Here is a 25,003-nt window from a genome sequence, read left to right on the forward strand (position 1 = left end):
TACTGTAATAGAACTTCGCCACACTTGTTTCTGACTAATCTCGGTAGCCAGTTACACATTATATCTTTGAGGATTTGTGACGATACCATTATGGGCGCCAGCTAATAATAGCTTGCTCATTACTACAATTGTAAAGTGGAGATACCCCATGAAAAAACTACTTTTAGCTACAGCCGTTGCTGCTCTATCTGTTTCTGCAGCCAATGCCGCTCCTACCTTATATGGTAAAGCGTTTGTTACTGCTGATTATGTAAATGCCGAAGTTGATTACCCAAATGGTGATGCTCGTGCAGACAGAGAGTCTGACTCAGTACAGATCAACTCTAACTCATCACGTATCGGTATCAAAGGTTCTGAAGCGATGACGGCAAATACTGACGTCATCTATCGCTTAGAGTATGGTACTCGTGTTGACGGTGATAGCGATGGTTTCTCTAACCGTGATACGTATCTTGGTGTTGTAAACAAGCAGTTCGGTGAATTCCGTGCTGGTAAAAACCAATCTACTTTAGATAAAATCAACAACGTAGTCGTTAACGATGGTTATTGGGATAACCTAGGTGGCAATAAACTTGAAGATAACGAAAACTATGGTGGTTTGAATATGGCTGATAGTAGCCGTATCAACAGCTCAGTTATTTGGATGTCTCCAAAATACAACAACCTACCATTACAACTTTCTGTTATGTATAGTGCTGACGAAAGCTTTGTAGAGGATAGTGATGATCGTAATAGTGGCTTTGGTGCTGCGCTAATGTTTGACCAAGGTACTGGCTTCACTGCTGGTGTTGCGTACGATAAAGACCAAAACATCAATGGTGATATCATCCGTGGTACAGCAACTGTTGATCTAGGTAAATACATGGCAGCTCCTGTAACATTAGGTGCTCTATATCAAGTAGCTGATTTTGACTATGAGGGTGATACCGAAAAAGAGAAAGGTCTAGTAGTTAGTGGTGCATTAGGCTTATCTAACTTTGCTCGTCCAGCAACTGTTTATGTTCAGTACAACAAAACTGACAACCTAGATGGTGTTGACAACTTTGACTCAGATCAAATCGTTGTTGGTGGTAAATACTACTATCAAGATAATATGATTGTACATGCTTATGCTGGTAATAACTCAGCTGACCTTGGCAATACTGATGCTGACGTACTAGCTATCGGTGGTGGTCTAGAGTACTTATTCTAATCTAACCATTAGAATCTAAATAAAAAACTCATCCTTCGGGGTGGGTTTTTTGTTGTATGTATTATTTGTGACAAAAGTCTACCGCTGAGGTAGAAAACAAGAGTTTCAGACAGTTTGCATTTTTGCCCTATATTTTATGGCGTATTTTTAGTAAAATCCTTCTTTACCAATTGTTGATGAGTACTATGACCAAGTTTATATTTGTGACCGGTGGGGTAGTGTCCTCACTAGGAAAAGGTATCACCGCCGCTTCTCTTGCTGCGGTCTTAGAAGCGCGTGGCGTGACTGTCACGATGACCAAGATGGATCCGTATATCAACGTCGATCCAGGTACGATGAGCCCATTTCAGCATGGTGAGGTGTTTGTCACCGAAGATGGCGCAGAGACAGACTTAGATTTGGGTTATTACGAGCGCTTCTTGCGTCACTCAAAAATGAGTAAAAGTAATAACTTTACCAGCGGCCGTATTTATCAAAATGTTTTAAATAAAGAACGCCGTGGTGAATACCTTGGCGGTACGGTACAGGTTATTCCGCATATTACTGATGAAATCAAAAACAAAATCCTTGCCAGTGGCGAAGGGTATGATATCGCTATTATCGAAATTGGCGGTACCGTTGGTGATATCGAATCACTTCCGTTTATGGAAGCCGTACGTCAGATGCAAGTAGAGCTTGGCCGTAATAGAGCTATGCTAATGCATCTTACTTTAGTACCGTATATTGCTAGTGCTGGTGAGACCAAAACCAAGCCGACACAGCATTCAGTAAAAGAGCTGCGCTCTATTGGCCTACAGCCTGATATCTTAATCTGTCGCTCTGATCATCACATCTCTCAAGACAACCGTCGTAAGATTGCGCTATTTACCAACGTTGAAGAGCGTGCGGTAATCATGTGTGAAGATGCACAAAGTATTTATCAAATCCCGCGCACGCTACACGAGCAAGATCTTGATGATTTAATCTGTGAGCGTTTCGGTCTTGATGTGCCTGAAGCTGATTTGAGCGATTGGGATAAAGTAGTTGAAGCCCAGTTGAATCCAGAAGGAACAGTGACTGTTGCGATGGTCGGCAAATATGTCGAGCTTCCAGATGCTTATAAGTCTATCAACGAAGCATTGCTACATGCAGGTATCACGCATAAAGTAGACGTGAAGATTGACTACATCGATGCTGAACGTCTAGAAGATGATGATACTTTACTTGCTCAGCTAAATGATGCTGATGCTATCTTAGTACCAGGCGGTTTCGGTGAGCGCGGTACGATGGGTAAGATAAAAGCCATCACTTATGCTCGTGAAAACAACGTTCCATATTTAGGCATTTGCCTTGGTATGCAGTTGGCTGTGATTGAGTATGCACGTAACGTACTTAATATTAACGCCAACTCTTCTGAGTTTGATCGTAAGACAGCTGAGCCTATCATTGGTCTAATCACTGAGTGGTTAGATGAGCGCGGCGAGCTACAGATTCGTAGTGATGATTCAGACCTTGGTGGCACGATGCGTCTAGGCGCACAGCAAGCAGAGCTGGTTTCTGGCAGTAAGCTAAGCCAAATTTATGGTGCAAGCAATATCACTGAGCGTCATCGCCATCGCTATGAGATGAATAACCGTTATATCGAGCCGTTAGAGCAAGCAGGTATGACCATCTCTGGTTATTCTGCCAAGCAGCATTTGGTAGAGTCGGTAGAGATCTCTGAGCATCCATGGTTTGTTGCTGTACAGTTCCATCCAGAGTTCACTAGCTCACCGCGCGGTGGTCATCCACTGTTTAACAGCTTTGTAAAAGCCGCTAAGAACCACAGCGAAGCAAAATAGCTCTCAAAATGTAATGTATATTGAAAGCGTTTATTATAAAAAAGACTGATCTTCGGATTGGTCTTTTTTTTGCTTAATCCAAACTGTTAGTAGTTATTAACAAGTCAATCCTCATTAATAATGTCTAATTACGCTTGCATACTTTTTTTAATCAGCCTATCGGTTACAATATGTGATAGAGATATTAATAACAAAATAAGAGGTAATGGCTTCATGGAAAACTTATTGACTGCACAATCACATATCACGCTCAACACTCCTAATAACGATACGATTAACATTGGTAACGACCAGCCTTTTGTATTGTTCGGTGGTATGAATGTTTTAGAGTCTAAAGAATTGGCATTTGAGATTGCTGAGCAGTATGTTGATATCTGCAAGCGCTTGGGTATCGGCTATGTTTTTAAAGCAAGCTTTGATAAAGCCAACCGCTCAAGTCTGCATTCGTATCGTGGGCCTGGTTTAGAGCAAGGTATCGATTGGCTAGGTCAGATCAAAGAAAAATTCCAAGTACCGATTATCACTGATGTGCATGAGCCACATCAAGCAGCACCAGTCGCTGAAGTGGCCGATATTATTCAGCTACCTGCATTTTTGTCGCGTCAGACAGATCTAGTACATGCGATGGCAAAAACAGATGCCATTATTAATATCAAAAAGGCGCAGTTTTTGGCTCCTCACGAGATGCGTCATATCGTTAATAAGTGCTTAGAAGGTGGTAATGACAAATTGATACTTTGTGAGCGTGGTAGTGCCTTTGGCTATAACAATCTGGTCGTGGATATGCTTGGTTTTGATACCATGAAGCAGATGGATATACCGGTATTCTTTGACGTGACGCATAGCTTACAACAGCCAGGTGCACGTAGTGATAGTGCTGGTGGACGTCGTGAGCAGATTACAACGCTTGCCCGTGCAGGTATGGCTACAGGGTTGGCAGGGTTATTTTTAGAAGCGCATCCAAACCCAGAAACTGCAAAGTGTGATGGTCCATGTGCGCTGCGTATGAGCCAACTAGAGCCTTTCTTACGTCAGCTTAAGCAAATTGATGATTTGGTCAAAGGTTTTGAAGTATTGGATACTCATTGATACGGTACGTTATAAGAGGGCTATACAATGGCAATTCAGATGGCGCAAGTAAGCATCGAAAATATCGATGATGCAGAGGGCTTAGATAGCGTAATGACTGTGCTTAAGAATATCTCAGGCGTGACGGCTATTAGTTTGGATCCTAAGCATAATGTCGCAACGGTAAGCTATGATGATACAGATACTAGTATCCATGCCTTAACAGCAGCGATTAGTATGGTGGACTATGTGACTCAGCCATTTCCGATTGATTCACCACAGAACCCGCACCATAACGATTTATAATTACAAATAGCTATTGCTATAAATTTGTTGATGCGCTCTTTTACGTTTTTATTAATAAGTTACTTTCTCGTTAATAGCATCTCGTTAATAAAGCAACAACCAAACGGTCTTGTTGTCGAGGATAATAGGGCTTATGCTTATTTAATGTAGCTTTGATAGTTGGCCTTACTTTGGTAACTTAAAAAATATCAAAGTAAGCATTAACAGAATCACTATTAGAGTTGCTCATTACTAATAAAAATAAGGAGCCCAATATGGCAGATCAAACACGTATTATTAAAATTGATGGTATGACCTGTGGCGGGTGCGTAGCAAGCGTACATACGGCAACAGCCGATATTGATGGATTAGAAACTATTACCGTTGACCTCGCTGATAACCTAGCGACGATAACCTTTGATGATAGCAAAACCAGTGCAGAGGCTATTGCTTCAGCTATTGACGATGCGGGATTTGAGGCGACAGTTGCTAACTCATAAATCTCATCTTCTACGTAAAGAACCAGCTATTATGTTATTACACGCATGATAGCTGGTTTTTTAATGATTAACGATTATGAGTATTCAGTCTCGATACTTTAATACATTGCTACTTTGTCTAAAATACTCATACTGAATACGATATTACCCAATTGCTTTATTTGAATTTTTTTACTAACCCACTGATATTTTATGTGGTTCCTACAAATTTATAGGCACCATGACGAGTTTTGTTTATGAACGATACCACCCGTACTACCAAAGATGAGTCTTATGATGTCGAAACTGATGTTGAGTCCAACACGCCACTGACCCCGCAACGCGCGCATTTGCAATTGGCGATTGATGGCATGACTTGTCAGGCCTGCGCCTCAAGAATCGAGAAGGTGCTTAACAAAAAGCCTTCGGTGTACGAGGTAAGTGTAAATTTTGCTGGCGAGACTGCCAATGTCGATTATGATCCGACCCAAACGACGCCCGAACAGGTGACGGAGTGGGTGAATAAAACAGGCTTTGTCGCTAATGTGCAGGCAGCCGATAGCTTATTTGCTCAGACTGACGAAGATACCGCCACTCAATACCCATGGCGTTTAATCGGATTATGGGTTTGTTTGGTGCCGTTTTTGGTGGGTATGGTAGGTATGTTGGCGGGTTTTGGTATGGCGTGGATGCCGCCAGTCTGGGTGCAATTTATTTTAGCGACTGTAGTACAGTTTGGCTTGGCGTTACCTTTTTATAAGAGCGCATGGGCATCTATAAAAGGTGGCCTTGCAATATGGATGTACTGGTGGTCATTGGTACAGTGACGATATGGGCATATTCGACTTACCTTTGGCTCACGCACGGCGATGGTACTTTAAACAGTCTATTGCAAAGTGGGTATTTGGGTGGACACGGTACTGGTAACAGCCCAGCCGTATATTTTGAAGCAGGGGTGATGGTCATTGCCTTTGTACGTACAGGTAAATATCTTGAGGAACGTACCAAGAAGCACAGCCTAAACAGTATTGATTTATTATTGTCATTGACACCTGATGAAGTAGAGCAGCAGCAGCCAAATGGTGAATTTCATCGTATTACATTATCTGATGTGCAAGTAGATGACGTCCTACGTGCAAAGCAAGGCAGCCGCGTCGCTACAGATGGTACCGTCATAGAAGGCAGCGGTTGGTGCGTGGAGAGTCATTTAACTGGCGAGTCGGTAGCTCTCAAAAAAAGAACAAGGTGATGGATTGCTGGCAGGCGCTTTGGTAGAGAATGGCAGTCTGCTATACCGTGTCAGTGCGAAGGGCAGCGACACGAAACTCGGCGATATGGTACAAGCGTTAAGTGATGCACAAGGCTCAAAAGCTAATCTAGCGCGTCTCGCTGATCGAGTAACGGCTATTTTTGTCCCTGTGGTAGTAACGATTGCGTTGGTTACTTTTGGAGTCACGTGGTGGCTAACAGGTATGGTTGATACTGCTTTAATGCACGCAGTATCGGTATTGGTCATTGCTTGTCCTTGTGCACTTGGTTTGGCCACGCCAGCGGCAATTATGGCGGGTATGGGCGTTGCTGCGCGTCATGGTGTGTGGTTCAAGGATGCGCAAAGTCTTGAGGCAGCAGGTAATATAGATACGGTAGTACTCGATAAAACAGGTACATTGACCATTGGCAAGCCTACTATCGTCGATCATGTCATGGTTGATAAATCGCTTGCTGTGGACGATGTATTGCAGATTGCCGCCAGTGTCGAGGCGCATGCCAGTCATCCACTAGCAACTGCCCTCGTCAATACGGCTAAAGACCGTCAACTGTCTCTATTTAATGTGACTGACATCAGTGTGATAAAAGGCGCTGGTATACAAGCAAATATCGAAGGGCTTGGATTAGTAAAAGTGGGTACGGCAGAGTTTGCGAACTTGACGTTGCCAAGATTCATGCCAAAAGTATGGCAAATTGCCAGTACCGTTGCGATTAGTATCAATGATGAGCCATTAGGCGCGTTTGCCCTAGCTGATGACTTAAAGGCAGATACGCCGCAAGCAATCACTGCGCTACAAGATGCGGGTATTAATGTGATTCTGATGAGTGGTGATAAGCAGTCCGTCGTCGATCATGTAGCAGGGCAGTTGGGCATTGATAAGGCTTATGGCAAAATGAGCCGCGTGACAAGGCCAGTCAAATTGCACTATTGCAAACTGCTGGTCATAAGGTAGCGATGGCAGGAGACGGCGTCAACGATGCGCCAGCGATGGCTACTGCCGATGCCAGTTTTGCGATGTTTGAGGGGACTGATGTCGCTCAGCATAGTGCCTCTGCACGTCTAATGGGTGAGTCGCTCATGCATATCGATGCGGCACAAAAAAATCGCTCAAGCAACGCTGCGCAATATTAAACAAAATCTGTTTTTTGCCTTTATTTATAACTGTCTTGGCATTCCGCTTGCTGCATTTGGATTTTTGAATCCGATGATTGCTGCCGCTGCTATGGCGCTTAGCTCCATCTCAGTACTCATGAATGCACTACGATTGACACGGTTTAAGACAGAGGTTGAGTTAGATAATACGGTATCCACCTCTCATACGGATAAAGAGCGTTTAGCGAAATAATAATTGCTATAGTAGCGCTGATATTTCATCAACGCAGACCAAACAATTATATGAGATATACCTATCTATGATGATATTTATGACCGCAAGTCAGTGTAAGATAAGGGAAGTTTGGTAAAATATATGCTATGATGCCAAGCACTATAGCCGACTATTAATATGCTTTATATCCCTCTAATTGCTAGGTAACGATAGCTACAAGATAGAAAGGTATAAAGGGTTTTTAGGATTACGTGCTATATGATATTTTGCTTTATCTTTTTTGTATGCTAGCTGCCGTTATTTATCTCACAAACTTGGCATGACCAAAGGAATTAACAGACATTATGTACGCTGAAGAAACCAACAACGTCACCGCAATTAAAGACATTCGCGCTCGTGAAATTTTAGACTCGCGCGGCAACCCAACTATCGAAGCTGATGTTATCTTAGCTGACGGTACTGTCGGCCGTGCTGCTGCTCCAAGTGGCGCATCAACAGGCTCACGTGAAGCGCTTGAGTTACGTGATGGCGACAAATCTCGCTATATGGGTAAAGGCGTCAAAAAAAGCCGTTTCTAACGTCAACAGTCAAATCCGCAGCGCCTTGATTGACAAAGATGTGACTGAGCAACAGGCCATTGATGATGCCATGATTGCGCTAGACGGCACAGAAAACAAAGAAAGCTTGGGTGCGAATGCCATGCTAGCAGTGTCACTTGCTACGGCCAAAGCGGCTGCCAAGTCACAGAATCTGCCATTACATCAATACATCGCCAATCTACGTAATCAAACGTCGTTGACCATGCCTGTACCGATGATGAACATCTTGAACGGTGGCGAGCACGCGGACAACACGGTTGATATCCAAGAGTTTATGATTGAGCCTGTAGGCTTCACAAGCTTCTCAGAAGCGCTACGTGCTGGTACAGAAATTTTCCATAGCTTGAAGTCAGTATTGAAATCACAAGGTCTCAACACTGCCGTTGGTGATGAAGGTGGTTTTGCGCCGAACCTACGTAGTAACGAAGAAGCCATCACGGTTATCATGCAAGCGATTGAACAAGTTGGCTACAAAGCTGGTGAAGATATTCATCTTGCGCTAGATTGTGCAGCTAGTGAATTTTACAAAAACGGTCAATACGTCTTGGCAGGCGAAGGTAATAAAGCCTTTGATAGCCAAGGGTTCTCAGACTATCTAGTTGGGCTGGCACGTCAGTATCCTATTATCTCTATCGAAGATGGTCTTGACGAGTCAGATTGGGATGGCTGGAAATATCTGACTGAGCAGATTGGTGATAAAGTCCAATTAGTTGGTGATGACTTGTTTGTGACCAATCCTGCGATCTTGCAAGAAGGTATTGATAAGCACATTGCCAATGCAATTTTGATTAAATTTAATCAAATTGGCACCTTGTCAGAAAGCTAGATGCGATTTATATGGCTAAGAAAAATGGCTATGCAACTATCATTTCACATCGTTCAGGTGAAACTGAAGACAGCACCATTGCAGATTTGGCAGTTGGTACAGCGGCAGGTCAGATCAAAACTGGCTCGCTATGCCGTTCAGACCGCGTAGCGAAGTACAACCAATTGCTACGTATTGAGCAGCAAGTACGTGCAAGCTATCGTGGCCGTGAAGAGTTTATCGGTCTACGTGGCTAAGCGTCTGACTGGCTCTTTGGCGCGTAATATGCGTTAAGTAATGTACGCTAAAAAGCTAGACTCATCAGCTGAAGTCAATACTTAGGCGATATATAATCATTTGTATATCGCCTAATCAGCTTAAACTTTACTATCTTCTTTTATACCGTTTGGCGTTATCACCTTATGAAATATTTTAGCCAATTTATACTACTTGCTTTAGCCGTGGCAGTGCTTTTAGGATTGCAATATCAGTATTGGTTGGGTGAAAATGGCCGTTTTGAACACAATAAGTTGACAGCTCAAATTGAAGAGCAACAACGTTTGAATGACAATCAAGTTGCAGCAAACAACTTACTACGCACCGATGTTCAAGATTTAAAAACGGGGCTTGAGGCCGTAGAAGAGCATGCTCGCTTAGATTTAGGTTTAATCAAACCCAATGAGACTTTTGTCCAAGTATCCACCGCACCAACCACGCACAGCAACTATTAGCTTTATAAATACACTAGCTTTCACGAATACACTAACTTTTACGACATGAATTAATTTTCATGATGCAGCATCATAATGTTGTTATCTGACACCATTCATCACACTTAACACCTGCTTTATTCCTCTTTACATATACTGTCATGGGCTCAAACCATGAGTACACTACTATGAATACAATCCCTAATATACATGCCATGATCGTCGCAGCTGGTCGCGGTAGCCGTTTTGGTGCGTCTATTGCCAAACAATATACAATGCTAGAAGGTCAGACGCTGTTGCAGCATAGCGTGGCACGACTTGCTTATAGCGATTACATTGATAAATGTCTATTGGTCATATCAGCCGATGACAGCACGGCTCAACAGTTAGAGTTTGCACTTCCTGTGCGATATGCAGTCGGCGGAGCAGAGCGTTGGCAGTCAGTACAGTCGGGCGTTGAAGCGATTAGTCAGACAGGTGCTGATGATTCAGATTTGGTGCTTATCCATGATGCAGCACGTCCTGCTGTACCAAGTTCAGATATCGATCAAGTGATTGAAGCAGCGATGCTGGAGCCTTACGGCGCTATTCTAGCGACACCAGTGCCGATACGTTAAAAGCTTCTTATCAGCAAGCTACCTCGGCAGAAGAGAGTCGTCCACATTCTTATACCAAATCTACTATTGATCGTAGCAACATGTGGCAAGCACAAACCCCGCAAGTATTTCGTTTAGGTCAATTAAAAAAAAGTCCTAAATCATGTGTTTGAACATCAGCTAAGCATCACAGATGAAGCCAGTGCTTTTGAACAACTAGGTTTTCCAATACGCTTAGTCTCTGGTAGTCGCCAGAATATAAAACTGACCTATCCTGATGATGCGGTACTGTTAACAGCGATTATGGCACTTCAGTCTTAGTTTCAATCCTACTTCTGCTAACGAGCATCAGTTTTACTCCTTTTATACTTAATGGTGGCCATGATAAGAATTATGGCTTCAGTAGCTACTATATCCTCGTTAGACTTTTCTGTACTATTCTAAAAAAATTAACTATTACTAAAGCATATACCAGGAATATATATAATCTACTTTGGAATATAATATGGTTATTACATATGTTTTTTGTGTCTGAGCGGGCCTATGTCCAGTAATAGGTTGCTTTAATGACCAAACTAACCTATGATGTAACTAACTTAATACAATTAATATAAAAACTTATAAAATCAATAATATATCAGACCGATTCATTACGCTTAGTTATGTTGTCTCTATATTTTTTCTGAAGTTAGTATGATTGTTTTAGCGACATTTACCTGATAATAGGGAGAAGCTGATTGTCAACAATCAACGATTCAACAAATCCAGTAACGCCAGATCTCTGCCAGCTTGTATATATAAGCCGGATTACCTCTACTGGTCTTTCAAGTCCTAGCACGCTTAATGATATCTCAGAGACCGCGGTTGAACGTAATCAAATAGATAATGTCACGGGTATTCTTTGCTATGGCAATGGCTACTTTTTACAGTGTGTCGAAGGCTCAGAGCAGGCACTAACCAATCTAAAAAAATCGTTTGTTGGTGGATGATCGACATAAAGAATTAAAGATTTTAGATTTTTCTGAAATTACCAAACGCCGTTTTGCTGGTTGGTCATTACGTTCGATTACCCTTGAGCGTTGGATGACTAAAGAGCCTGAGCTTAAAAAGTTAATGCCATTTAAGCCGTATGAATGGGATTCTAATGAGTGGCAGAAGTTCTTAGACATATTGCAAGGCTACTATGAAGAGCAAACGAGAACAGGTAACGTTGATACGCCTCCTGTCAAATACAGCACGCTAGGGGTGACTCTAAGTAAAGTTGTAGGGCAGCATCAGGCGTTCTTTTTGATCCAGACGATATTGGGATTAATGATAGTTGCTACGTTGCTATGGTTGCTGCTGTAATCGATAGATATGAATAAAGTACCCATTGAGCCAAGCTATATTTACAATTAATAAGACAACCAAAAGAAAAAGCCAGCATTCAATTAATGCTGGCTTTTTTATTTAGAAGAATAAGTTGGCTTTTAATGAGAGACATAAAAAAACCCAGTTCATAATAAATTATGAACTGGGTTTTTGGTGGTACGCTTGTTAGTCTAATTTAATGCTAAGCAATAGTGCTAACAAGTGACGCCAAATAGTGGCGTCCCCAGGGGGATTCGAACCCCCGTTACCGCCGTGAAAGGGCGGTGTCCTAGGCCTCTAGACGATGGGGACTAGTAACAACACTTCAACTGCTTTCACCATTTATGCCGAAGTGGTGCGTATTTTAATAGCGTCGGCGCTTCCTGTCAAGCCTTTTTCTACGTCTTTTTAAAATTAAATATCTTTTTTTAATTGCGCGACGTGGATGCAGGTCATTTCGCTTTAAATGATAGCGAATCCATAAAGAAGTACAGGCGCTAATCGTCAATGCGAGCAGCATATAGCCGAGAATGGTGCCCCATAACTTGAGCTGTGGATCCATAATAAAGTCCCTCCTATTAATCTTGATAGTGCTTGCTATCAAGACAGTGTGAGCAACTTAAACCATCTATAGGATATAACTACATCGCTTAAGAGTGATATTTTATCATCAGACAGTTATTCGTATCGAATAGAACAACTATGTCTGTAATCACGAAAAAAATAGTTCCGTCTATATATTATGATATCAATCATATCCCTATTGATTGCCAAATCAAGATGTCAAAGTCATCAAGTATTACAAATAGCACTATTATGTATGATTGGCAATATAGAATATGTGACTTATTGACTGTCGCTATCAGTTGACTCTTCTTTCGCGTCTTCATTATGCAGCGCATTGGCCAACATGGGATAGTTATTCAGTATATGACAGAATAGTTCAGCAGTCTTTTGAGTGTCATACAGAGCTGAGTGAGCATTCTTACCATCAAACTCTAACCCTGCTGCTTTACAAGCGCGTGCTAGGACGGTTTGACCAAACGCTAATGCTGATAAGGTGACGGTATCGAATACTGAAAAGTTATGAAATGGATTGTGGTTTTTGCTATTGGTTCGTAGCACAGCTGCATTCAAAAAAGCCAAGTCAAAATGAGCATTGTGCCCAATTAAGACACATTGACGGCATTCTTCGTCACGGCGTACGTCTTTCAACCCTTTAAAGATGCGGCGTAAGGCTGTTTTTTCATCTTCCGCAATGGCTTTACGCATTGGGTTTTTAGGGTCAATACCGGTAAAAGCAAGCGCACTTGGTTCTAAGTTTGCACCTTCAAAAGGCTCGATATGAGCATTAAAAGCTTCACCTGGATAAAATACACCTTGCTCATTCAGTAAAACAGGAATGCAGGCAATTTCTAACAGGGCATCGGTCTGGGCATTGAAGCCTGCTGTTTCCACGTCGACGACGACAGGCAAGAACTTACGAAAGCGGTCTTTTAAGGCTATAGGCGCTTGCTCATCTGTCGCTGAGGCTGCATCTTTAGGAGAAGTATTTAGAGTAGCATTAAGACTGGCAGATTTAGGGTGTGATAAGTCTTCGTCAGGCAAGGTCGCTATGTTTTGATTGGTCATATAAAGTTAAATCACTTTTATCAGTCGTACTAATATATTGAATAAGAAATAAGCATCCTATGATATTAACTGTACCTTTAGTACAAAGAAATCTACTACAAAGGTATCATTAATATCATAGGATAAAATAATAGGTCGTTTATTGAATGCTAAGCTTTGCGGGCGTTAAGCTTAATCGACCAAGGTAGCGTCTCACCTGCCATCAAGGGCGTCAATGATGCACCATCAAAATAAGGATAGTCAGTAGGTACTTGCATAGGCGTGTTGACAAGCGTGATAGTGCTTTCATTTAGAGGTAAGCCGTAGAACTGAGCACCAAAACGACTGGCAAAGCCCTCTAACTTATCTATTTTTCCAACACTATCAAAGGCGGTCGCATATAAAGGCAGCGCCGTGGCTGCACTATAGCAACCGGCACAACCACAAGCGGCTTCTTTTTTTTGTCTGTCGCATGCGGTGCAGAGTCGGTACCCAAGAAGAACTTTGGATTACCACTAGTAGCCACATCTAATAGCACTTTTTGATGGCTTTCACGCTTTAAAATAGGTAGGCAATAAAAATGCGGTTTGATACCACCAACCAATAGATGATTGCGGTTAAACATTAAATGCTGCGGCGTGATAGTCGCAGCAACATGGTTACCTTGTGACAATACAAAATCTGCCGCATCGCTGGTAGTGATGTGCTCTACTACTATTTTCAATGTAGGGAATTTCACGATAATTTGTGCCAGCACTTCATCTAAGAAACGCTTTTCGCGATCAAAGATATCTATATGGTCTTGTGTCACTTCGCCATGTATCAGTAGTGGCAAATTGTACTTCTCTAATGCTTCAAAAACATCGACACAGGCATTGATATTAGTGACGCCATCTGCGGAATTGGTAGTTGCTCCAGCAGGGTAGAGTTTGACAGCTTGTACGATACCTGACTGCGCTGCCAACTCGATGTCTTGGGCAGTGGTATTATCCGTTAAGTATAGGGTCATACGCGGATCAAAAGCTGACTTGCGCTCAAGACTTAAATCACTTGCTGCTAATTGCTCCATAATACGTGCGCGGTAGGCAATAGCCTCTTGTGCATTTTTGACTGGAGGCACAAGGTTTGGCATACAGATGACACGGTTAAAGCTGCTTGCTGCATGAGGTACGGTCGTGCTTAAAGCGAGATCGTCACGCAAATGAATATGCCAGTCATCTGGCTGAAGGATGGTCAATTCTCTAATCGAATCAGTCATAGTGTCAAAGCGCTCTATATCGTCAAATAAAGGAAACAAAAGGGAGTGATACTGTGGGTCTATCATAACAGATTTGCCCACTTGACTAAATATAAGGCTAGATATCTATACATAATTCATCGAGCTAAGATTAATATCTTGTCATTAAATGATGTTGAAATTCTGGTGGCAAAAATGAGGTTGACTAGAATTTAAGTCAAAAGCGCACGCCTTATGGCAGTTAGACTTTTGCCCATAGTAAATATGATGTACACTGAGCAGGTAATTATCGTTCGACTTGCTTTCGATTTGATCGTCGCCTTTTCTAAAACTATATTTCATAATGGGAGTTATTCATGGCTCAACTTGATCCAAAAAAATATCAATAAAATCGTCTTGGCTTATTCAGGTGGTCTTGATACCTCAATCATCGCTAAATGGCTACAAGAAACTTATGATGCGGAAGTAATCACCTTTACCGCTGATATCGGTCAAGGCGAAGAAGTTGAGCCAGCACGAGCCAAAGCTCAAGCAATGGGTATCAAGCATATTCATATCGAAGATTTGCGCGAAGAGTTCGCTCGTGATTATGTATTCCCTATGTTCCGTGCTAATGCTATCTACGAAGGTGAGTATTTGCTAGGTACGTCTATTGCCCGTCCATTGATTGCCAAGCGTTTGGTTGAGATTGCTAAAGAGCATAATGCCGATGCTATCAGTCATGGTGCGACTGGTAAAGGCAATGACCAAGTTCGTTTTGAGCTAGGTGCGGTCGCTTTATCACCAGACGTAGTGACTATTGCCCCTTGGCGTGAGTGGGATCTATCAAGCGTGAAAGTCTGATGAAATATGCTGAAGAGCATGATATCGCAATCGATTATGCGGGCAATAAGAAAAAAATCTCCTTACTCAATGGATGCTAACTTACTGCACATCTCTTATGAAGGCGGTGTCCTAGAAGAACCGTATACTGAAGCAGAAGATGACATGTGGCGCTGGTCTGTCAGCCAGAAGAAGCACCTGATGAAGCGCAATATCTAGAACTAGAATACGAAAAAGGCGACATCGTTGCTATCGATGGCGAAGCGCTGAAGCTTATGAAGTCATGATTAAGCTGAACGAAATCGGTGGCAAACATGGTATCGGCCGTTTAGATATCGTTGAAAACCGTTACGTCGGTATGAAATCACGTGGTTGCTACGAGACGCCAGCGGGCACGATTATGCTAAAAGCGCATCGCGGTATCGAATCACTAACGCTTGATCGTGAAGCTGCCCATCTAAAAGATGAGCTAATGCCACGCTACGCAAAAATCATCTACAATGGCTATTGGTTCAGTCCTGAACGTATGATGCTACAAGCATTGATTGACAAGTCACAAGAATACGTCAACGGTACTGTACGTGTAAAACTGTATAAAGGTAGCGTGAGCGTCGTTGGTCGTAAATCTGACGACTCATTATTTGATGAAAAAATCGCTACTTTCGAAGATGACGCGGGCGCTTATGATCAAAAAGACGCAGAAGGCTTTATCCGTCTAAATGGCTTACGTCTAGCTATCGAAGCTAGCCGTGGTCGCGATTTATCTAAGTAAGTTTTTGGGCTACTTATAGTCAATTCGTAACTTAGATCGCACAACAAAAAAGAGACTCTATATTGATAGGGTCTCTTTTTTATGGTTAGTAAATGATTGCTAAAATGGTTGCTTTGAGGATAGCTGTCTTAATAGTAAAGCTTTTTATTCAGCTTTTTCTGTCTTTGCAATGTCAGGTTCATCTTCATCTACCATTACAATGGCCACATCTTGCTGTTGACGCTCATCAATGGCATCTTGTTCTAATACTTCTTCAGTTGCAAGGATGGCACCGTCAGATTTTTGCGATTGGTATTTTAAGGTAGCGAGCGCACCAAGGACACCAACGACAAGTATGATGATAAGAATGACAGGATTTTTCCATAGCGGTGTAGAAGCCTCATACTCGATGGGCTTTTCACTAGTGGTGGTTGGTGTATTATCATTATTGCCGCCGATTAGTCCCAAACTTACTAAAGGCGGTTTAGGCGGATTGGCTGGTTCAGAGTTAACGCGCAGTCGATTTCGACTGAGATAGATATCTGAGATTTTGGCTAATTGAAGCAGCAACGTTGATGTGGTAAGGCAACGGCATGCATCTCCGTAAATACTAGCATATCGTTGTGACGACCCTGCTGTAGATTGTCAGGTGAACGCCCAATGGCTTTTAGATAATTGCCTGTTGCCATTTGCATATCTTGCACAGGTTCATAGTTTTCAGGTTTGAATCCGGACAGTTCATACCAGTAAGGATCAAAAGAAGGTGGAATGCTTGATAACTGCTCAGCATTTAGTAACGTACGCTCCGCATTATTCTCTGAGTTGTTCTCTATCGCTTCAACAGCTTCAGTAGTTGATTTGGGCAGGTCACTATTGTTTTCTGTCTCAGCAGATAAGGTATGCGTATGCTCTGGGCTAAATCGTGCCACTGATAAAAACTGTGGTTGTAGCGCAAACCATTTATTGATCTCATCACTGTCTAGCTGACTGTATTCTGTCAGAATAGCCAATTCACGCAGCACAATCACGCACAAAGAGGTGAGTAGAGTTTGAGCCTGCTGCATCGTTGCATCAATATTCTCAGCGATATGTTCGCTTGCTTTTATGACACGGGCATTATCGCTAAATACAGCATCTGCCGCATCGTGACGATGGTAGAGTGTGGCGCTAATGGTGGCAAAGTTCATTGAGTTATACTGTCGTAACTCTTTGACAGCACTACGACTAAACAGCTTTTTGCTGACTGCTTGTCCCTGATGACGCTGCTGATAGGCGAGCAATGCACTTACGATGGCTTGTAGACTGGCATCCATCCCTAAGCGAGCTTGCGGTAGAGAAAGCTGTGCTGCATCGGCCAAAAGTGACAGCATAGGCTGGGTATCATGATATAAAAATCATACATCGACACACGTGTCGGTGAAATAGTCGTCATAATCTGCTAGCATCAAAAAGTGTGCCCCTATATTACGGTGCCAAATGTCTTGATACAATCCCTTGATAATAGAAATTTTCAATCATTTTACTAACAACCTTAATAGTAATCTGATGAATGACTGATAGTCGGAAGCATTTATGACCAATAATAAGACGCTTGATAAACAACTCGTGATTAATATCGCTGAGCAAACATTAACGATGTACCAGCAGCAGACTGAGGTTGCGAGATACGTAGTCTCCACTGCAAAGAATGGTATTGGTAGTCAGCAGGATAGTGGTTGCACGCCGATCGGCAAGCATATCATTGAACAGAAAATAGGTGGTAGCGAGCCTATGAATGCGGTATTTGTCGGACGTGTGCCGACAGGTGAGATATACGATGCAAATCTTGGTAAGCTACATCCAAAGCGTGACTGGATATTAAGCCGTATTCTTTGGTTAAGCGGTCTTGAAGAAGGGTTAAACAAAGGTAGTAATAGCAAAGGTGGTTGCGATACTTATGAGCGCTATATCTATATTCACGGTACACCAGATACTGAACCAATGAGTATTCCGCTATCACATGGCTGCATCCGTATGCGTAATGAAGATATTGTAGAATTATTTGAGCAAGTAGAAGAGGGTATGCCTGTTACGATTGTAGCTAATTAGGACATGTTGCACATTTAGCTATGGCGCTTACGGAAACTATTTGAACACAATAAAAAAAGACAGCCTGTTATATAACAAGCTGTCTTTTTATGGAGCAGTATTACTTTATGAAATCAGTATCCGTCATAAAAATAATATTCCTACTTCTACCAAAACGTTGAGCTATCCGCAAATTTTGCTAAACGTGCATCAATATGACTCTGGTCATCAGTCAGTATGGCCGTAAACCAACCCGCACCATATAAAGCATTAGCATCTGTCTTTGACTTCAATTCATAAAACTGCTGATGTTGATTATCATCATTCAGTTGTTCTAACGCTTTTTGCGCTTTTATCAGCCTTTTTAGCCAATGTTTGGTTTTCTTCTTAGCTTTTTTTCTTACTTAGTAAAGGCGTAGAAAATTCACTGATGTAACGCAAATCTCTTAACTGATTGAGCAGCTCGCTTTCAGTGTGGTCATTATCATCAATGTCTGTGTTTACCTCTATGTCATCGCTCACAAGCTCGGTATCATTTATTTCGTCACTTACTTCAGCAGATTTTTTTATTGGTTTTAAGGCATTTTTTTATATTGTTTAGAAAGGACTTTCGTTAGCTTATCGCGGGCAAGCTGATCAGTCTGAGGTTCAATGCTTGGGTCGCTCATGGTAAAGGCAATCAGCTCTAACAGCGTTATCTGAAAGTCATTGGCTTGCAGCGTATTGATGGGCGTGATTTTGATATTTTCAATATCTGTCGTCCAGTCAACGGCAGGCGCGCCACATGCTTGTAGCCCAGGTTCGATCTGTGCATTAATATAAGCAAGTTGATAGTAATCGCTAAGTAAGGTTGCAGTTTGCTTTAGTATCGGCAGCCATTCAGGGTTAATCTCATCAGAGAAGTCAGCAAATGCTTTCAACGCAGTACGCAAGCGATCAATACCAATCCGCAACTGTAGAATATGATCGTCATCTATACTGCCAGCGACGATAGCACTGCTGTTTGGTAATATCTGCAATAAGCAATTATGTACGACTACACGTATAAAGGTAGGTGCACTACTGTCTTTGTCTATTTGCAATTGACTTAGGTTTGCGTTGACCGCTGGACTGTGATTTTGTCCGTTAATAAGTAAGCTACCGTTTTCAGCTTTGGTAACGGTAGATAGACACAGCTTATAGCGCTTGCACCAGGTTTTGGCAGTCGTAAATAGAAAATCTAAATCTCCTGACACCAGTTCAAACTCTATCTCTTGAATAGCTTTGCGTAGCGAGTCATCAGTACCATGAATAATCTCTCCTTGATCATAAGCCATTTCGATACAGTTATCGGCTTCATCCTCATTACTTTCTGTTAGCAACCGCGTAGTGCGTTCGACGTCAGTAACATAAAGTCGTGTCAGGTTTTTCGCTAGCTTTTTAAGTTTAAAGTCAGCCAATGCTGCAGCGACTGGAGTGTCTTGATATACCGCTAAATCAGGCATCAGCTCATTATTATCGAGCATCGCTTGTACTTGCTCATTATCGAGTACGGCATTGTGCTCCAAGCGTGCCGCGATACCATCACCACCAGCTTTAATGGTTTGGACCCATGTATCGCCTTCTTTGCGAATACGCAGACCGATACCTGCCTGTGCAAGCTGTTGGTCAGGCGTATCATAATAGTGTGCAGCCAGTTGTGTCACTTGTGAGGATTTAACGTGTGTTTGACGCATCAAACTCTTTAGTCGCGACTCTGGTACCAAAAACTTCAGCTCTATCTCTTGCATATTAGCTCCTAATAATTCTGACTGATGGCTCTGATCGATGGTTGTGATAAACCATTATTAGTCTACCATTCTCTGATTATTTAAACCGCAATAAAAAAAACCGCCCTACATGATGTAGGGCGGTTTTTTTGATAAATATTGCTAGTCTGTCGGTTATTAGAACTGGTTCATCGTGTTCTTGCCGCCGCCAGCTTTCAGAGCGTTATCGCCTGAGAAGATTTCTTTGTGGTCATCGCCAAGGTCTGAACCAGCCATTGCTTGGTGCTTAACACAAGAGATACCTTCGCGGATTTCTTTACGCTGTACGCCAGCTGCATAAGCAAGCATGCCTTCTTCACCGAAGTAGCCTTTAGCAAGTTCATGAACGCTAAGAGCAGTCGTGTGGTAAGTCGGTAGCGTGATTAAGTGATGGAATACACCAGCTTCACGTGACGCATCACGTTGGAAGTTTTTAGCGGCTACGTCAGCGGCTGCATCAAGTTCAGTACCGTCGTAATCAGCACTCATCAAGTCATCTTTATTGTATGCAGAGATGTCTTTGCCTTCTTCTTCCCACTGTGCGATAACTTGCTTACGGAAGTTAAGCGTCCAGTTGAATGATGGGCTGTTGTTGTATACAAGCTTGGCTTTAGGCTGTTGCTCTTTAATACGGTCAACCATCATTTTGATGTGCTCTACGTCTGGAGTCGGTGTTTCGATCCATAGTAGGTCAGCGCCGTTTTCTAGAGCCGTTACACAGTCAAGTACAACACGGTCAATGTTAGTCTCTTCACGGAACTGATATAGACCGTTAGGTAGACGAACTGGGCGTACTAGTTTGCCGTTGTGCTTAAGTAGGCTGTCGTTTTCTTGAGCATTTTCTAGCGTTACTTCTTCCATTTCGATGAAATCGATGTATTTAGAAGCAAGATCGCCTGGCTCATTTGATACTGGGATTTTTTTGCGTTAGTGATGCGCCCTCGCTATCAGTACGAGCAACGATAACACCGTCTTCAACACCAAGCTCTAGGAATGCATAACGGATAGCGTTTAGCTTAGAGATGAAGTCTTCATGCGGTACCGTTACTTTACCAGCCTGGTGACCACATTGCTTAGCGTCAGATACTTGGTTTTCAACCTGAATGGCACAAGCACCAGCTTCGATCATTTGCTTAGTCAATAGGTAAGTAGCTTCTTCGTTACCGAAACCTGCATCGATATCAGCGATGATTGGCACAACATGTGAATCAAAGTTTTCGATTTTTTCTAGGATAGCTGAAGTGTCTTGGCCAGCTTCTTCAGCAGCGTTTAGCTCACGGAAGTAGTCGTTCAACACTTTAGCATCTGCTTGACGCAAGAAGGTGTAGATTTCTTCGATTAGCTTAGGTACTGATGTTTTTTCGTGCATAGATTGGTCAGGTAGTGGACCAAACTCAGAGCGTAGGGCAGCTACCATCCAACCTGAAAGGTAGATATAAGTTTTAGAAGTCGTACCGAAATATTTTTTCTTAGCGTACATAGTTTGCTGTGCAACAAAACCATGCCATGCACCTAAAGACTGCGTGTACTGAGACGTATCATTGTCATAATCTTCCATGTCTTGACGCATGATTTTTGCAGTATATTTTGCGATATCCAAACCCGTTTTGAAACGGTTTTGTGACATCATACGTGCAGCATCAACTTCGCTAATGTTCTGCCAGTTGCCGTGCTTTTGCTTTAATTCACGTACTAAGTCGATCGCTGATTTATATGCAGTTGACATCTATAGTCTCCTTGGTGGGGTGTAAAAACAAATAAGTTAATTGTTAAAATAATGGGTCTGTCGTTTTACTAAAATCTTTGTGCTAAAAAGTAATATACAAAATTTGGTCTATCATTTATCTGTCGAAGCTCTATTTACCCTAAACAAACCGCTAGGCTATTACAAGAAATTTGCTGAACTCAACAGTTGAAAATAATTGCTGGTTTATAAATATTTATCGATTCTCACTATATATCTAAAAGGTATCTGAGTACTTAATAGGCAGTGATGTCATAATTGGTAGCAAGAGGTGTTACAATAATGAGGTCAATTAACCGTATTTAATGACTGATAAAAACCATTAATATATTACTTAGCGACAATATTTAATTGGATAAAAACAGCTTATGAACCTAAGGTTCGTCCTCTATGCTGCAAATCCTTTATAGAACTCACTATAACCACCTTACCAAGATTTATCTAATTTATGATAGTTATCTTTGGTATTTCTGTATGATATAATGTTTATATAACAGGGTCTTACGATAGGTTGAATGAGTTATAATGCAGATCTATCAGGAAAAACTAGAACAAAATTAGTAAAAAAATAATGAAATTATGCTGTTACAGCGCACAAATCATTGTAGCAGTACTACAAATGCCAGCCTTAATATGGCGTTTATTCAAAAGCCAAGAGAACCAAATATGAATTTGCAGCGGGTTGATTTAAATTTATTAGTCCATCTAGATGTGTTGCTACGAGAAAAAAACGTCACTCGCGCAGCCGAGCAGCTTGGAATTACTCAGCCTGCTATGAGTAATATCTTGCGCCGTTTGCGTAAGCTGTTTAATGATCCATTATTGGTACGCTCATCTGAGGGTATGACGCCAACTGAACGCGCCCTTGAGCTACAGCCACGTATCCGCGAGATACTCGCTGACTTGACTCAGGTGTTGGAGCCGCGTACCGAATTCCGCCCTTATAGTACCTCTCGTGTGTTCCGTATCATGACATCGGATTATGCTGAAGCGACCCTAGTACCTAAGCTAGTAAAAGCACTACGTTCTGAAGCACCCAATGTTATTTTGGACTTTTTGACCCCATCAGACGTCTCTTATCGAGATATGGAGCAGGGACGAGTTGATTTAGCGATTAACCGTTTTAATGAGATACCTCAAAGCTTCCATCAGGTTCTAGTATGGCGTGATACTTTTAGCTGCCTCTTATCTTCTGACAGTCCTTATGCTAATCGTTTTAATTTAAAGAACTATCTAAAAGCACAGCACGTTTGGGTATCAAAAACAGGGATGGGTGTGGGTTTGGGGTCAATCCAGAAAAATCTGGTGGACTAGGGTCTATCGATCAAGCCCTGCAGCGCCTTGGTCAAAAACGCCAAATCAGTGTCTTTACTCGACATTATCAAATGCCTGCTATGCTTGCAGCAAATAAAGATTTGATAGCGACCTTGCCTACGCGTGTGGCAAGAATGCAGGCGAATAATGACAGCATTATGATGGAAGATCCGCCGTTTTTTATTCCTGAGTTTGAGCTTACGATGGCATGGTCTCCTTTGTTGCAGCATCACCCAGCCCATCGCTGGTTACGTCAGCTAATTATGCATGTGGCACGACAAGTCGTTGCTGAAGAAGAAAATCCACCACAAGAGATACCGGTTATTAATCATTTGTTTTGATTGGTTTGTGTGAGTTGAATCTATTTTTTTATTAGAGCAAAATATCTTTGATTATCTGAATTTTTAATAAACATATTTTCCTATATCTCCCACTCTATATAGTTATTAGACCAGCCGTTAGGCTGGTTTTTTTATGTTCTAGGGATTAATAGTTGATATTTTACATTTAGATAGACTTAATAATTCAGTCACACTATTAACATCTTCAACACACTTCACAATATATTGTAAAACTCTTAATCAAATAGCTTGCTAAGATAACGGCAGATAGAAAACGAGCTACCAATAGATTGTGCTATCGACGTAAATTTCATAATTAAAACTGTCACAGCAAAATAACTACAAGCGGCAATAAACCCGATTATAAATCCCAAATATAAATTCGAATAATAAGGACAGTAACTATGTCAGACATTACTACTATTAACCCAACCACGGGCGAAGAAATCAGTAACTATAATTATATGAGCAACGATGAAGTCAACAAGATTGTCGATGCTTCACATAACGCATTCTTAGAATGGCGTACAGTGAGCCACGAAGAACGCGGTCGTGTCATCAAGTCTATCGGTGATAAGCTGATGGAATACAAAGAAGAGCTGGCTAAACTGATGACTGAAGAGCGCGGCAAGTTACACAGCCAGAGCATGCAAGAAATTGATCTTTGTAAAGCCATTTGTGATTACACTGCTGAAAACGGCGTCGCTTCTTTAGCTGATGATGTACGAGATATCGAAAGCATGAAAAAAGGGCTAGTGACGTACCAACCTATCGGTATCATCTACGGTATGCAGCCTTGGAACTTCCCAGCGTATCAAGTATTCCGTTATACCATCGCAAACTTGATGGCAGGTAACAGTGTTTTACTAAAACACGCATCTAACGTAACAGGCTCTGGTCTACTAATCGAAAAAAATTCTTCACGAGTCTGAATTACCAAGTGATTTGTTCCGTACGATTATCATTGATCATGACCAGTCAGAAGCATTGATTGGCAACGACAAAGTACGCGGCGTGACACTAACAGGTAGTGACAAAGCAGGCGTGATCGTTGGACAGCAAGCAGCTAAAGCAATTAAAAAAAGCTGTATTAGAGCTAGGTTCAAACGATGCATTTATCGTATTAGAAGATGCAGATATTGAAACTGCAGTAGAAACTTGTACTCAAGCACGTTTAATCAATAACGGCGAAACTTGTGTAGCAGCCAAACGCTTTATCGTAGTCGATAGCGTATATGACGAATTCCGCAAGCGTATCGTTGAGAAGTTTGAAGGTACTAAAGCGGGTGACCCAATGGATGACAGCTCAGATATCGGCCCATTAGCACGTGCAGATTTACGTGAGCAGCTACATGAGCAAGTAGAGCAAAGTGTGGCTAAAGGTGCAACAATTGCTGTTGGCGGTAAAGTACCTGAAGGTAAAGGTAGCTTCTATCCAGCAACTATTCTAGAGAACGTTGAAAAAGGTCAGCCTGCATACGATGACGAACTATTTGGCCCTGTCGCTTCATTGATTCGTGCCAAAGATGAAGATGACGCAATGCGCATCGCTAACGACAGTCGTTATGGTCTAGGTGGCGCGATTTTCTCGAAAGATGAAGAGAAAGCTGTTCGTCTAGCACGTGAGCAATTTGATACAGGTATGGTCTATATCAATGGTTATGGTCTTGCCAATCCTGCACTGCCATTTGGTGGCGTGAAAAACTCAGGCTATGGCCGTGAGCATGGCGGCTTCGGTATCAAAGAGTTTGTCAACATCAAAGCGGTTCATGTATTCTAAAAATGAACTAATTAGACAAATTAGCTAAATAGATAACTATTTACGATT

General features: G+C 42.0%; 19 protein-coding genes, 1 tRNA gene and 7 pseudogenes. 18 read left to right on the forward strand and 9 right to left on the reverse strand.

All coding sequences use genetic code 11. The features are described from left to right. Window positions 1-148: 148 nt before the first annotated feature. The 11 genes and pseudogenes from TT11_RS07010 to TT11_RS07070 all read left to right on the forward strand — a co-directional run bounded on the left by TT11_RS07010 (window position 149) and on the right by TT11_RS07070 (window position 11,498). The gene (locus TT11_RS07010; RefSeq protein WP_201548205.1) at window positions 149-1,192 is read left to right on the forward strand and encodes a porin; all 1,044 of its coding nucleotides are present in this window, start codon (window positions 149-151) and stop codon (window positions 1,190-1,192) included. Between the two features lie 185 nt (window positions 1,193-1,377). After that, a complete protein-coding gene (locus TT11_RS07015) occupies window positions 1,378-3,012 on the forward strand; it encodes a CTP synthase (protein ID WP_201568858.1) in 1,635 nt (544 codons plus the stop codon). A gap of 213 nt (window positions 3,013-3,225) precedes the next feature. Beyond that, entirely contained in the window at window positions 3,226-4,101 is an 876-nt protein-coding gene (kdsA, locus tag TT11_RS07020; protein WP_102092253.1) for a 3-deoxy-8-phosphooctulonate synthase, read from the forward strand. A 27-nt stretch (window positions 4,102-4,128) separates the two neighbouring features. After that, window positions 4,129-4,386 carry a heavy-metal-associated domain-containing protein gene (locus TT11_RS07025; RefSeq protein ID WP_201548208.1) on the forward strand — a complete coding sequence of 86 codons (258 nt, stop codon included), beginning with the start codon at window positions 4,129-4,131 and terminating at the stop codon, window positions 4,384-4,386. 254 nt (window positions 4,387-4,640) lie between these two features. Further along, complete coding sequence (locus TT11_RS07030) at window positions 4,641-4,865, forward strand: heavy-metal-associated domain-containing protein (protein WP_057761178.1); 225 nt, start codon at window positions 4,641-4,643, stop codon at window positions 4,863-4,865. 236 nt (window positions 4,866-5,101) lie between these two features. Continuing rightward, window positions 5,102-7,459 (forward strand): annotated as a pseudogene (locus TT11_RS07035) (heavy metal translocating P-type ATPase). Between the two features lie 326 nt (window positions 7,460-7,785). After that, window positions 7,786-9,102, forward strand: a pseudogene (eno, locus tag TT11_RS07040) (phosphopyruvate hydratase). Window positions 9,103-9,267: 165 nt separating this feature from the next. Continuing rightward, window positions 9,268-9,576, forward strand: a complete 309-nt coding sequence (locus tag TT11_RS07045; RefSeq protein ID WP_057761172.1) for a septum formation initiator family protein — start codon at window positions 9,268-9,270, stop codon at window positions 9,574-9,576. Between the two features lie 140 nt (window positions 9,577-9,716). Continuing rightward, window positions 9,717-10,472, forward strand: a pseudogene (ispD, locus tag TT11_RS17170) (2-C-methyl-D-erythritol 4-phosphate cytidylyltransferase). Between the two features lie 416 nt (window positions 10,473-10,888). After that, on the forward strand, window positions 10,889-11,140 hold the full coding sequence (locus tag TT11_RS07065; RefSeq protein WP_261869773.1) for a BLUF domain-containing protein: 252 nt from the start codon (window positions 10,889-10,891) through the stop codon (window positions 11,138-11,140). Beyond that, window positions 11,133-11,498, forward strand: coding sequence for a hypothetical protein (locus tag TT11_RS07070; RefSeq protein WP_261869775.1), 366 nt, complete (start codon window positions 11,133-11,135; stop codon window positions 11,496-11,498). Before TT11_RS07065 ends, TT11_RS07070 begins: the two co-directional genes overlap by 8 nt. A 239-nt stretch (window positions 11,499-11,737) precedes the next feature. Here TT11_RS07070 and TT11_RS07075 read toward each other — a convergent pair. The 4 genes and pseudogenes from TT11_RS07075 to pyrC all read right to left on the reverse strand — a co-directional run bounded on the left by TT11_RS07075 (window position 11,738) and on the right by pyrC (window position 14,370). Then, window positions 11,738-11,813, reverse strand: a tRNA-Glu gene (locus TT11_RS07075). Between the two features lie 52 nt (window positions 11,814-11,865). Then, on the reverse strand, window positions 11,866-12,063 hold the full coding sequence (locus tag TT11_RS07080; protein WP_134292217.1) for a hypothetical protein: 198 nt from the start codon (window positions 12,061-12,063) through the stop codon (window positions 11,866-11,868). Between the two features lie 284 nt (window positions 12,064-12,347). Further along, on the reverse strand, window positions 12,348-13,133 hold the full coding sequence (gene rnt / locus TT11_RS07085; protein WP_261869776.1) for a ribonuclease T: 786 nt from the start codon (window positions 13,131-13,133) through the stop codon (window positions 12,348-12,350). Window positions 13,134-13,282: 149 nt separating this feature from the next. Beyond that, a pseudogene (gene pyrC, locus TT11_RS07090) lies at window positions 13,283-14,370 on the reverse strand (dihydroorotase). 335 nt (window positions 14,371-14,705) lie between these two features. On the opposite strand from pyrC, the pseudogene TT11_RS17175 reads away from it, so the two are divergent. After that, window positions 14,706-15,943 (forward strand): annotated as a pseudogene (locus TT11_RS17175) (argininosuccinate synthase). Window positions 15,944-16,087: 144 nt separating this feature from the next. Here the strand turns inward: TT11_RS17175 and TT11_RS07105 are convergent. Both TT11_RS07105 and TT11_RS07110 read right to left on the reverse strand, forming a co-directional pair. Beyond that, window positions 16,088-16,492 (reverse strand): hypothetical protein, encoded by a 405-nt coding sequence (locus TT11_RS07105; protein ID WP_261869780.1) that lies wholly within the window; start codon window positions 16,490-16,492, stop codon window positions 16,088-16,090. Next, entirely contained in the window at window positions 16,477-17,292 is an 816-nt protein-coding gene (locus tag TT11_RS07110; protein WP_261869781.1) for a hypothetical protein, read from the reverse strand. Before TT11_RS07110 ends, TT11_RS07105 begins: the two co-directional genes overlap by 16 nt. Before the next feature lie 202 nt (window positions 17,293-17,494). On the opposite strand from TT11_RS07110, the gene TT11_RS07115 reads away from it, so the two are divergent. Together TT11_RS07115 and TT11_RS07120 are read left to right on the forward strand one after the other, a co-directional pair. After that, window positions 17,495-18,010, forward strand: a complete 516-nt coding sequence (locus tag TT11_RS07115; protein WP_261869782.1) for a L,D-transpeptidase — start codon at window positions 17,495-17,497, stop codon at window positions 18,008-18,010. A gap of 40 nt (window positions 18,011-18,050) precedes the next feature. Next, on the forward strand, window positions 18,051-18,236 hold the full coding sequence (locus tag TT11_RS07120) for a hypothetical protein (RefSeq protein ID WP_261869784.1): 186 nt from the start codon (window positions 18,051-18,053) through the stop codon (window positions 18,234-18,236). 140 nt (window positions 18,237-18,376) lie between these two features. Here TT11_RS07120 and TT11_RS07125 read toward each other — a convergent pair whose 3' ends face one another. From TT11_RS07125 to TT11_RS07135, 3 genes and pseudogenes are all read right to left on the reverse strand, one after another. Then, the gene (locus TT11_RS07125) at window positions 18,377-18,511 is read right to left on the reverse strand and encodes a hypothetical protein (protein ID WP_261869785.1); all 135 of its coding nucleotides are present in this window, start codon (window positions 18,509-18,511) and stop codon (window positions 18,377-18,379) included. Between the two features lie 53 nt (window positions 18,512-18,564). Then, complete coding sequence (locus TT11_RS07130; protein ID WP_261869786.1) at window positions 18,565-19,758, reverse strand: CYTH and CHAD domain-containing protein; 1,194 nt, start codon at window positions 19,756-19,758, stop codon at window positions 18,565-18,567. A gap of 156 nt (window positions 19,759-19,914) precedes the next feature. After that, window positions 19,915-21,502 (reverse strand): annotated as a pseudogene (locus tag TT11_RS07135) (isocitrate lyase). A gap of 684 nt (window positions 21,503-22,186) precedes the next feature. Here TT11_RS07135 and TT11_RS07140 point away from each other — a divergent pair. The 4 genes and pseudogenes from TT11_RS07140 to TT11_RS07155 all read left to right on the forward strand — a co-directional run bounded on the left by TT11_RS07140 (window position 22,187) and on the right by TT11_RS07155 (window position 24,955). Next, window positions 22,187-23,175: pseudogene (locus tag TT11_RS07140) on the forward strand (LysR family transcriptional regulator). Between the two features lie 404 nt (window positions 23,176-23,579). After that, entirely contained in the window at window positions 23,580-24,107 is a 528-nt protein-coding gene (locus tag TT11_RS07145; protein WP_261869788.1) for an aldehyde dehydrogenase family protein, read from the forward strand. 13 nt (window positions 24,108-24,120) lie between these two features. Beyond that, on the forward strand, window positions 24,121-24,318 hold the full coding sequence (locus TT11_RS07150) for a hypothetical protein (RefSeq protein ID WP_261869789.1): 198 nt from the start codon (window positions 24,121-24,123) through the stop codon (window positions 24,316-24,318). Next, complete coding sequence (locus TT11_RS07155) at window positions 24,227-24,955, forward strand: aldehyde dehydrogenase family protein (protein ID WP_261869790.1); 729 nt, start codon at window positions 24,227-24,229, stop codon at window positions 24,953-24,955. The genes TT11_RS07150 and TT11_RS07155 overlap by 92 nt, the downstream gene beginning before the upstream one ends. The last annotated feature ends 48 nt before the right edge of the window (window positions 24,956-25,003 follow it).

The organism is Psychrobacter sp. JCM 18901, assembly GCF_000586435.1.
Taxonomy (GTDB): Bacteria; Pseudomonadota; Gammaproteobacteria; order Pseudomonadales; family Moraxellaceae; genus Psychrobacter.